We start from the raw sequence: 9,118 nt of genomic DNA on the forward strand, positions 1-9,118 counted from the left end.
ACTGCAGGGCTTTACAGAAAGTAGGGGAGAAATATGGGATATCCCAAGGAAGGAGAAACGATTCAAATTCACAGCTATAAGCATAACGGGCTGCTTCATCGAATTTGGAACGAAACGACGATTTTAAAAAGTACGGAATTGTGTATCATCGGAGCTAACGACCGGACAATGGTGACGGAATCCGATGGACGGACGTGGGTGACCAGAGAACCGGCGATATGCTACTTTCATGCCCGTCAGTGGTTCAACGTCATCGGAATGCTGAGAGATGACGGAGTTCACTATTATTGCAACATCAGCTCGCCGTTCGCTTATGACGGAGAGGCCATCAAATATATTGATTACGATTTGGATGTCAAGGTGTTTCCGGATATGACGTATAACATTCTGGACGAGGATGAATATGATGATCATCGCAAATCAATGAATTATCCTAAAGAGATCGACAGCATTCTGAAAGAGTATCTGAATACGCTGCTGCACTGGATTCATCAGCGGAAAGGCCCTTTTGCTCCGGAATTTGTTGATATGTGGTATGAACGGTATCTGCGCTATACAAAATAAAGAATACAATAAAAACCTGTTGGGGTGTCAACAGGTTTTTCACATGGGCTCACACGCCTTAAAGAGAGAGGGGGATAAAGTGTGGGCGTAATCAGACGCTATATGCAATTTGTAAAACCCTATAAAAAACAAATCTTTATCACAGTGTTAATCGGTATCATAAAATTCTCCATCCCGCTGGCTCTCCCGCTTCTGTTAAAATACGTGGTCGATGATATTATTCAAGGGGGCGGAACGGCAAGCGCTAAAACATCGTCACTATTCACGATTATGGGCATCATGTTTGTGCTGTTTTTAGTTCTGCGTCCCCCGGTAGAGTATTATCGGCAATATTTCGCGCAATGGACGGGAAGCCGGGTGCTCTACGATATCAGGGGAGTATTGTTTGATCATATTCAAAAACTGAGCCTGCGGTTTTATGCCAACACGAGAACGGGCGAAGTCATTTCCCGGGTGATAAATGATGTCGAACAGACAAAAGACTTTGTCATAACGGGACTGATGAACATCTGGCTTGATATGATGACAGTGCTGATCGTCATCTGCATTATGTTCACGCTCGATGTCAAACTGACATTGATTTCTGTCATTTTGTTTCCGTTATACGGCATTTCAGTGAAATACTTTTACGGCCGTCTCCGGAAACTGACACGCGAGCGCTCTCAGGCACTCGCTCAGGTGCAGGGGCATTTGCACGAAAGAGTGCAGGGAATGCCCGTTATCAGAAGCTTCGCGATTGAAGATTATGAGCAAGCCAATTTTGATGAAAAAAACGGACATTTTCTGGACAAAGCGATCCGTCATACGAATTGGAACGCCAAAACGTTTGCGGTCGTAAATACCATTACAGATTTGGCGCCGCTGCTCGTTATCGCGTTTGCGGGCTATTTTGTCATAAACGGCCCGCTGACCGTAGGGACGATGGTTGCGTTCGTCGGCTACATTGACAGAATGTACAATCCGGTCAGAAGATTGATCAACTCATCGACAACGCTGACCCAGTCGATCGCTTCAATGGACCGCATATTTGAATTTATCGATGAACCGTATGAATTGACTGATAAACCGAATGCAGTAAAAGCTGACGGCATTAAAGGCGAGGTTGAATTTCGAAATGTCTCCTTCCGTTACGAAGAAGGGAAAGAATCGATCTTGCGGGACGTTTCCTTAAAGGTGACAAAAGGCGAAACCGTGGCGCTCGTCGGGATGAGCGGCGGCGGAAAATCGACGCTTGTCAGCCTCATACCGCGTTTTTATGATGTGTCCGGCGGCAGTCTGCTGATTGACGGCACCGATATTCGCGATTATGAAGCGAGGAGCCTCCGCAATCAAGTCGGAATGGTGCTTCAGGATACATTTCTGTTCAGTGAGACCATTCGTGAAAATATCGCCATCGGTAAACCGGGAGCGTCTTTGGATGAGGTGGTTGCGGCTGCGAAAGCGGCAAATGCCCATGAATTTATTATGGGCTTTCCCGAAGGCTATGATACCAAAGTCGGCGAACGGGGCGTCAAATTGTCAGGCGGACAGAAACAGCGGATTTCCATCGCCCGTGTTTTCTTGAAAAATCCGCCGCTGTTAATTTTGGATGAAGCGACATCGGCTCTTGATCTTGAAAGTGAACACTTCATTCAGGAAGCGATGGACAAGCTTGCGAAAAACCGGACGACATTTATCGTCGCTCACAGGCTGTCCACGATTACGCACGCGGATAAAATTGTCGTTATGGAAAACGGCGCCGTCATTGAAACAGGTACACACGAGGAATTAATGGCGCGGGAAGGCCAGTACAGACACTTATTTACGATACAGAATTTAAACTGACCGAAAAACTTATGCCGCCCGATTTGGCGGCATAAGTTTTTTTATACAAAAAAACCCGGTCTTCTGAAGCACCGGGTTACTCATCGTCTGTTTCTAATTCGCTGTCTTTCGGGTGGTATGTCTGAAAACTCGTGATTAACGTATCGAGATGCTCCAGCTGCTCGCGGTATTCCGCAACCGCAGCCATAATGCTGAGCATATTGTAATCAAGCAGTTCATCTTCGCAGTTCTGCTGGTTTTTTAAGAAAGACTTCGTCAAAAGCTGTTTATATCTAATGCTTTCTTCAGCATCGTCATCATGCGGTTTAATCTTGCCGACCGTCCGCATCAGAACTCTTTCGTGCCAATGAAGCAGATAATCGATTTCTTCTGTCAGCGTCTCCTGAAATTCCTCCGCCATATGATAAATCTCATTTTCATAGCGGTGCAGCTTTTTCAGCATATCAAGCGCCCGATTCGCTGTAATAATCGCCTGTCTGAATAATACAAGCTTGCGTGACTTTACATACGTCGTTTTCTTAAAGTAGCTTCTCTCCTCTTTATAAAGAAGGTACGTATGATCAAGCTTCATCATCTTTTCCTTCAGCTTCTCAATATCTTCTTTCAATATCGAGTGCTCCGTGGACTGGCGCATCGTCAGCCTGATCCATTTCATGATCTCATCGGTATATTCAACCGTATGATGAGTCAGCTTCGTTTCGTATTTCGGCGGAAGAAACACAAGGTTCACAATGAAAGAAGACAGCACGCCTAAAATAACGGTGCTTGTTCGTATCAGAGCGAACGTCAGGAAGCTGTTGCCCGGTGTTTCCAAAATCGCGATAACCGTCACGAGCGCAATCGAAATGGTGTGTTCAATTTTCAGTTTCAACATAATCGTGATGACAATCACCGCGGTCAATCCGATCATAATCGGACTCGGTCCGAAAATCAGTCCGAATACCGTAGCGATGACAGCGCCGATGATATTTGCCTGCACCTGATCAATAATGATAAGAAAAGACCTGTAAATAGAGGGCTGTATGGCAAATATAGCTGCAATCCCGGCAAAGATCGGCGACGGAAGTCCGATCCATGATGCTAAGTAGAGCGCGAGCGTAATCGCAATCCCTGTTTTAAAAATGCGGGCACCAAGTTTCATTAGTTTGTGCGTGCATTCCTTTCTCTAATAAATTATGTGCCGAACGAACGGCTGACACTTACATTTCCCTGTCGGTTGATTTGCTAAACAATAAAGTAATATACAGGGATCGTGCTAATTATTCAAGGTCTTTTTTTGAAAAAACCATTATCTCACAAATCGGACAAAAAGAACAAGCGGAAGCCCCGGGCTCCCGCTTGTTTCGGCAGTTATTTTTTCATATGTCTGAAGGCATCTTCAACCGCTTTTAAAGTGGCGTCGATATCCTCTTCAGTATGTGCGGTTGTTATAAACCAAGCTTCATACTTCGACGGGGCGAGATTGATGCCGCGCTCAAGCATCAGCTTGAAGAACTTGGCAAAAGCTTCTCCATCCGTATTTTCCGCCTGCTCATAATTGACGATCTTTTCATCAGTGAAATAAACCGTAAGCGCGCCTTTTAAACGGTTGACGGTGATGGTAATGCCATGTGTCTCCGCATGGGCGAGAATGCCTTGCTCAAGTCTGGCGCCGAGCTGATCAAGCCGCTCATAAACGCCTTCTTCCTTCAGCACTTCCAAACAGGCGATGCCTGATAAGATGGATGCCGGGTTTCCGGCCATCGTGCCTGCTTGATATGCCGGGCCGAGCGGAGCAACCTGCTCCATGATTTCTTTTTTGCCTCCGTAAGCGCCGATCGGCAAGCCGCCTCCGATAATTTTTCCGAGCGCCGTTAAATCAGGCTTCACTTGGAGAAGATCCTGCGCGCCTCCGTACATAAAACGAAACGCCGTGATCACTTCATCATAAATGACGAGCGCGCCCGCTTTATGGGTCAATTCGTTGACCTGTTCTAAAAAGCCTTCTTCAGGTTCAACGATGCCGAAATTGCCGACAATCGGCTCGACGAGGACTGCTGCAATTTCCGAACCCCATTTGTCCAATGCGGCTTTGTAGCTTTCAACGTCATTGAAAGGAACGGTGATCACCTCATTGGCGATGCTTTTCGGCACACCTGCTGAATCGGGGGTGCCGAGCGTGGACGGTCCGGAACCCGCAGCGACAAGCACGAGATCAGAATGGCCGTGATAGCAGCCGGCGAATTTAATGATTTTTGTCCGGCCTGTATAAGCGCGTGCAACCCGGATCGTTGTCATCACGGCTTCGGTACCCGAGTTTACGAACCGCACTTTATCAAGTGAAGGGATGGCCTCCTTCAGCATTTTGGCGAAAGTGACCTCGTGTTTGGTCGGCGTCCCGTACAGTACGCCGTTTTCAGCTGCTTTTGTAATCGCTTCTGTAATATGCGGGTGGGCATGTCCGGTAATAATCGGGCCGTAAGCCGCTAAATAATCAATATACTTATTCCCGTCTACATCCCAGAAATAAGCGCCGTTCGCTTTTTCCATCGCAACTGGTGAACCGCCGCCTACCGCTTTGTAGGATCTGGACGGGCTGTTCACGCCTCCGACGATATGTTCTAACGCTTCCTTATGAAGTTCAACTGATTTTGTATACAAAAAATGACCCTCCTAATATCTCCTTACATCATGTTCTATTGTAGCATGCTTCATTGCGAGCACAACGGTTCTTGCTTCCAGAAAAGAGCGGGGGATAACGGTTGTAATCTTAACGTGAATTGGATACGCTTAATAAAAAACCCGGAGGTATAAGAAATGACGATTGAAATCGGACAAGCGGCACCGGATATGGAATTAGTGAACGACAGCGGAGAAGAAGTATCATTAACGGATTTTAAAGGAAAGTACGTCGTGCTCTATTTTTATCCGAAAGACATGACACCCGGATGCACGACGGAAGCATGCGATTTCCGTGATCAGCACGAAAGTTTTGCGGGACTTAATGCGGTCATTATTGGAGTAAGCCCTGACAGCCGTGACAGACATGAAAAATTTAAACAGAAACACGATCTTCCTTTCCAGCTCCTCGTCGATGATGAGCACAAACTGGCGGAAGCTTTTGGCGTGTGGAAGCTGAAGAAGAATTTTGGGAAAGAATATATGGGAATCGAGCGATCCACCTTTCTGTTAGATAAAGAAGGCCGTCTTGTGAAGGAGTGGAGAAAGGTAAAAGTGAAAGATCATGTTGCGGAGGCTCTTCGCGAATTGGAACAAATTGCGGCAAATTAATGGACAAATGCTGAAATCACGGGGTTTTCTTCAGATTACATTTGACAGGAGACCGGAAAAAGATGTACACTAATTATAAACATTATAAAGTAAGAATCTTTTTTAGAAGAGAGGTGCATGACGGATGGCTGCACATGAATTAAAAGAAGCCTTAGACACGTTGAAGGATACGGGAGTCCGGATTACTCCTCAACGTCATGCCATTCTGGAATATCTCGTGGATTCTATGGCTCATCCGACAGCGGACGATATATATAAAGCCTTGGAAGGGAAATTCCCTAATATGAGTGTCGCGACAGTATATAACAATTTGCGTGTATTCCGGGAAGCTGGGCTTGTAAAGGAACTGACGTACGGAGATGCGTCCAGCAGGTTTGACTTTGTCACCTCTGACCATTATCACGCCATTTGTGAAAACTGCGGAAAAATCGTGGACTTTCATTATCCCGGGCTTGACGAAGTTGAACAGCTTGCGGCTCACGTAACGGGGTTTAAGGTAAGCCACCATCGCTTGGAGATTTACGGCGTCTGCCAAGAATGCTCCAAAAAAGAAAACCATTAAACGAAGCTGACCGCTTTGATACGGTCAGCTTTGTTTATTTCACACTGTTTTTTCTGTTATAAGACTCATCAAACGCTTTGCCTTCCAACCCTTTATCCAATGTAAGCGGCTCTCTGCAATGCATGCACATATCCACTCTGCCCAGAATCTTCGTTTCTTTCTCGCAGGCGGGGCACGTCACCCGGACCGCTTTTGTAGACAGCATGCCGATCCAAAAATAAACGGCAGTGCTTAGCCCGATCGACAGCAGGCCGAGAATCATAAACAAGCTGGCAAGCAAAACAGACTGCTTAAAGAACAGCCCGATGTACATAATGATAAACCCAACGAAAACCAAACTTAACGCAAACGTTCTGATCTTATTAATTTTGCTTGAGTATTTCGCCATGTCCATCCCCCTCTGGTTTAACTATAGCACAAAAAAGATGGTATATTCTTCATGTTCTCGTAAGAAAAGGGAAGAATAAATATGGCAGCCGAAAGGAAATTTGTTATAATAGTGCAATGTGTTTAGAAAAAAGGACTTTCATGTTTTATCATAGAAATGTAGAAACAATAGCTAGTGAAACAATCGCATTGGAGGAATCGTAATGGACAATCTTCTCCGTCCAATTTACCAAGAAAGAGCAAGTCATCCCGATACGCTGGCCGTCCTTATGATTGAGAGAAGGAGCAAAGCATCATCCATCACAGATAACTTTGATGCGGTCATGCTGGTCATTGTCAAACAGGCTGAAGAGCCTCTTTTTATAAAGCATTATGAATTCGAACACAAAACCGCTTCCTTACATATTGTAACGGATGCTCTGCTTCAGGAATGGATTTTGCTGGGGACAAACAGAAGAGTTATAGATTGGATCATCAACGGCAAGGTGCTGTTTGACCGCAATGAATATATAGCTGAGCTCGCTGACCGGCTCAGCACATTCCCGTTCGCCGAGCGTAAATTAAAAATCGGAATGGAGTACGGCAAGCTGATCAGAAGGTTTGTAGAAGGAAAAGCGTTTTTTGAAGCTGATCATTTTCTGGACGCATATTATGCGGTAGTGCACGCTCTTCACCACTTGGCCCGCATAGAAGTGATTGACCGGGGGTTTTATCCGGAAACGACAGTCTGGAATCAGGTTCGTTATATTGAGCCGCAAGTGTATAAGTTATATTCCGAACTTGTCGAGAGTCACGAAAGCCTGGAGAAAAGACTCGAATTATTATTCTTAGCAAATGATTTTCTCATTCATTCAAAAGCTGAAATCGGTTCTGCCCATCTTTTTCAAGTGATGAAAGAAAAAGAAATGTGGCAGTTTGGAGAATTGCTTCAGCATCCTGAACTGGCGCACTTCACCCAAGATCTCGGTGTCATGCTTGATTACCTGACGGAAAAAGGCTTTATTGAAGTATCCCAAATAGAAACCAAAGGACAGGAAGTATATCATCGAGGATATTCTTTTAAAAAAAGTGTTGACGCTGATTTATAAGCGTGTTATATTATTAAACGTCGCTGATGCGCTTCAACAAAAAGCTCACAGCGGCGGAGAAATAAAAACAAAAAAAACATTTGACAGCAACTTGCTGAAATGTTATACTGAAAAAGTCGCCTCGAGATGAGGTTGGGATGATCTTTGAAAACTAAACAAGACAAAACGTACCTGTTAATTCGAAGTTTTAAATAAATCGCACAGCGATGTGCGTAGTCAGTCAAACTAAGGTCTGCACGATGCAGATCACACAGACGTTACTGCAGGATGCAGTGAACTTAGTCTGTGATCCATTATCGGAGAGTTTGATCCTGGCTCAGGACGAACGCTGGCGGCGTGCCTAATACATGCAAGTCGAGCGGACAGATGGGAGCTTGCTCCCTGATGTTAGCGGCGGACGGGTGAGTAACACGTGGGTAACCTGCCTGTAAGACTGGGATAACTCCGGGAAACCGGGGCTAATACCGGATGCTTGTCTGAACCGCATGGTTCAGACATAAAAGGTGGCTTCGGCTACCACTTACAGATGGACCCGCGGCGCATTAGCTAGTTGGTGAGGTAACGGCTCACCAAGGCGACGATGCGTAGCCGACCTGAGAGGGTGATCGGCCACACTGGGACTGAGACACGGCCCAGACTCCTACGGGAGGCAGCAGTAGGGAATCTTCCGCAATGGACGAAAGTCTGACGGAGCAACGCCGCGTGAGTGATGAAGGTTTTCGGATCGTAAAGCTCTGTTGTTAGGGAAGAACAAGTGCCGTTCAAATAGGGCGGCACCTTGACGGTACCTAACCAGAAAGCCACGGCTAACTACGTGCCAGCAGCCGCGGTAATACGTAGGTGGCAAGCGTTGTCCGGAATTATTGGGCGTAAAGGGCTCGCAGGCGGTTTCTTAAGTCTGATGTGAAAGCCCCCGGCTCAACCGGGGAGGGTCATTGGAAACTGGGGAACTTGAGTGCAGAAGAGGAGAGTGGAATTCCACGTGTAGCGGTGAAATGCGTAGAGATGTGGAGGAACACCAGTGGCGAAGGCGACTCTCTGGTCTGTAACTGACGCTGAGGAGCGAAAGCGTGGGGAGCGAACAGGATTAGATACCCTGGTAGTCCACGCCGTAAACGATGAGTGCTAAGTGTTAGGGGGTTTCCGCCCCTTAGTGCTGCAGCTAACGCATTAAGCACTCCGCCTGGGGAGTACGGTCGCAAGACTGAAACTCAAAGGAATTGACGGGGGCCCGCACAAGCGGTGGAGCATGTGGTTTAATTCGAAGCAACGCGAAGAACCTTACCAGGTCTTGACATCCTCTGACAATCCTAGAGATAGGACGTCCCCTTCGGGGGCAGAGTGACAGGTGGTGCATGGTTGTCGTCAGCTCGTGTCGTGAGATGTTGGGTTAAGTCCCGCAACGAGCGCAACCCTTGATCTT

The 9,118-nt window shown here is 46.5% G+C and carries 8 protein-coding genes and 1 rRNA gene (1 of these 9 running past the window's edge); 6 read left to right on the forward strand and 3 right to left on the reverse strand.

What is annotated here, in order from left to right; genetic code table 11:
• Nucleotides 1–33 precede the first annotated feature (33 nt).
• Both ntdP and QRX25_RS04170 read left to right on the forward strand, forming a co-directional pair.
• On the forward strand, nucleotides 34–564 hold the full coding sequence (ntdP, locus tag QRX25_RS04165; RefSeq protein ID WP_003155475.1) for a nucleoside tri-diphosphate phosphatase: 531 nt from the start codon (nucleotides 34–36) through the stop codon (nucleotides 562–564).
• A gap of 81 nt (nucleotides 565–645) precedes the next feature.
• On the forward strand, nucleotides 646–2,388 hold the full coding sequence (locus QRX25_RS04170; protein WP_212100717.1) for an ABC transporter ATP-binding protein: 1,743 nt from the start codon (nucleotides 646–648) through the stop codon (nucleotides 2,386–2,388).
• Nucleotides 2,389–2,464: 76 nt separating this feature from the next.
• Here QRX25_RS04170 and QRX25_RS04175 read toward each other — a convergent pair whose 3' ends face one another.
• Entirely contained in the window at nucleotides 2,465–3,529 is a 1,065-nt protein-coding gene (locus QRX25_RS04175) for an aromatic acid exporter family protein (RefSeq protein WP_065980990.1), read from the reverse strand.
• 209 nt (nucleotides 3,530–3,738) lie between these two features.
• Entirely contained in the window at nucleotides 3,739–5,028 is a 1,290-nt protein-coding gene (locus tag QRX25_RS04180) for a glutamate-1-semialdehyde 2,1-aminomutase (RefSeq protein WP_212100720.1), read from the reverse strand.
• A gap of 156 nt (nucleotides 5,029–5,184) precedes the next feature.
• On the opposite strand from QRX25_RS04180, the gene bcp reads away from it, so the two are divergent.
• Nucleotides 5,185–5,658 carry a thioredoxin-dependent thiol peroxidase gene (gene bcp / locus QRX25_RS04185; protein ID WP_212100723.1) on the forward strand — a complete coding sequence of 158 codons (474 nt, stop codon included), beginning with the start codon at nucleotides 5,185–5,187 and terminating at the stop codon, nucleotides 5,656–5,658.
• A gap of 124 nt (nucleotides 5,659–5,782) precedes the next feature.
• Nucleotides 5,783–6,220 (forward strand): peroxide-responsive transcriptional repressor PerR, encoded by a 438-nt coding sequence (perR, locus tag QRX25_RS04190; RefSeq protein WP_013351502.1) that lies wholly within the window; start codon nucleotides 5,783–5,785, stop codon nucleotides 6,218–6,220.
• Nucleotides 6,221–6,254: 34 nt separating this feature from the next.
• Here perR and QRX25_RS04195 read toward each other — a convergent pair whose 3' ends face one another.
• Complete coding sequence (locus QRX25_RS04195; protein ID WP_065523257.1) at nucleotides 6,255–6,608, reverse strand: YgzB family protein; 354 nt, start codon at nucleotides 6,606–6,608, stop codon at nucleotides 6,255–6,257.
• A 202-nt stretch (nucleotides 6,609–6,810) separates the two neighbouring features.
• Between QRX25_RS04195 and QRX25_RS04200 the strand changes: the two genes are divergently transcribed.
• Together QRX25_RS04200 and QRX25_RS04205 are read left to right on the forward strand one after the other, a co-directional pair.
• On the forward strand, nucleotides 6,811–7,695 hold the full coding sequence (locus QRX25_RS04200) for a nucleotidyltransferase-like protein (protein ID WP_212100726.1): 885 nt from the start codon (nucleotides 6,811–6,813) through the stop codon (nucleotides 7,693–7,695).
• Between the two features lie 293 nt (nucleotides 7,696–7,988).
• Nucleotides 7,989–9,118: ribosomal RNA gene (locus tag QRX25_RS04205) — 16S ribosomal RNA — on the forward strand (it continues 420 nt past the right edge of the window).

Source organism: Bacillus sp. L381, assembly GCF_030284525.1.
GTDB lineage: Bacteria > Bacillota > Bacilli > Bacillales > Bacillaceae > Bacillus > Bacillus amyloliquefaciens.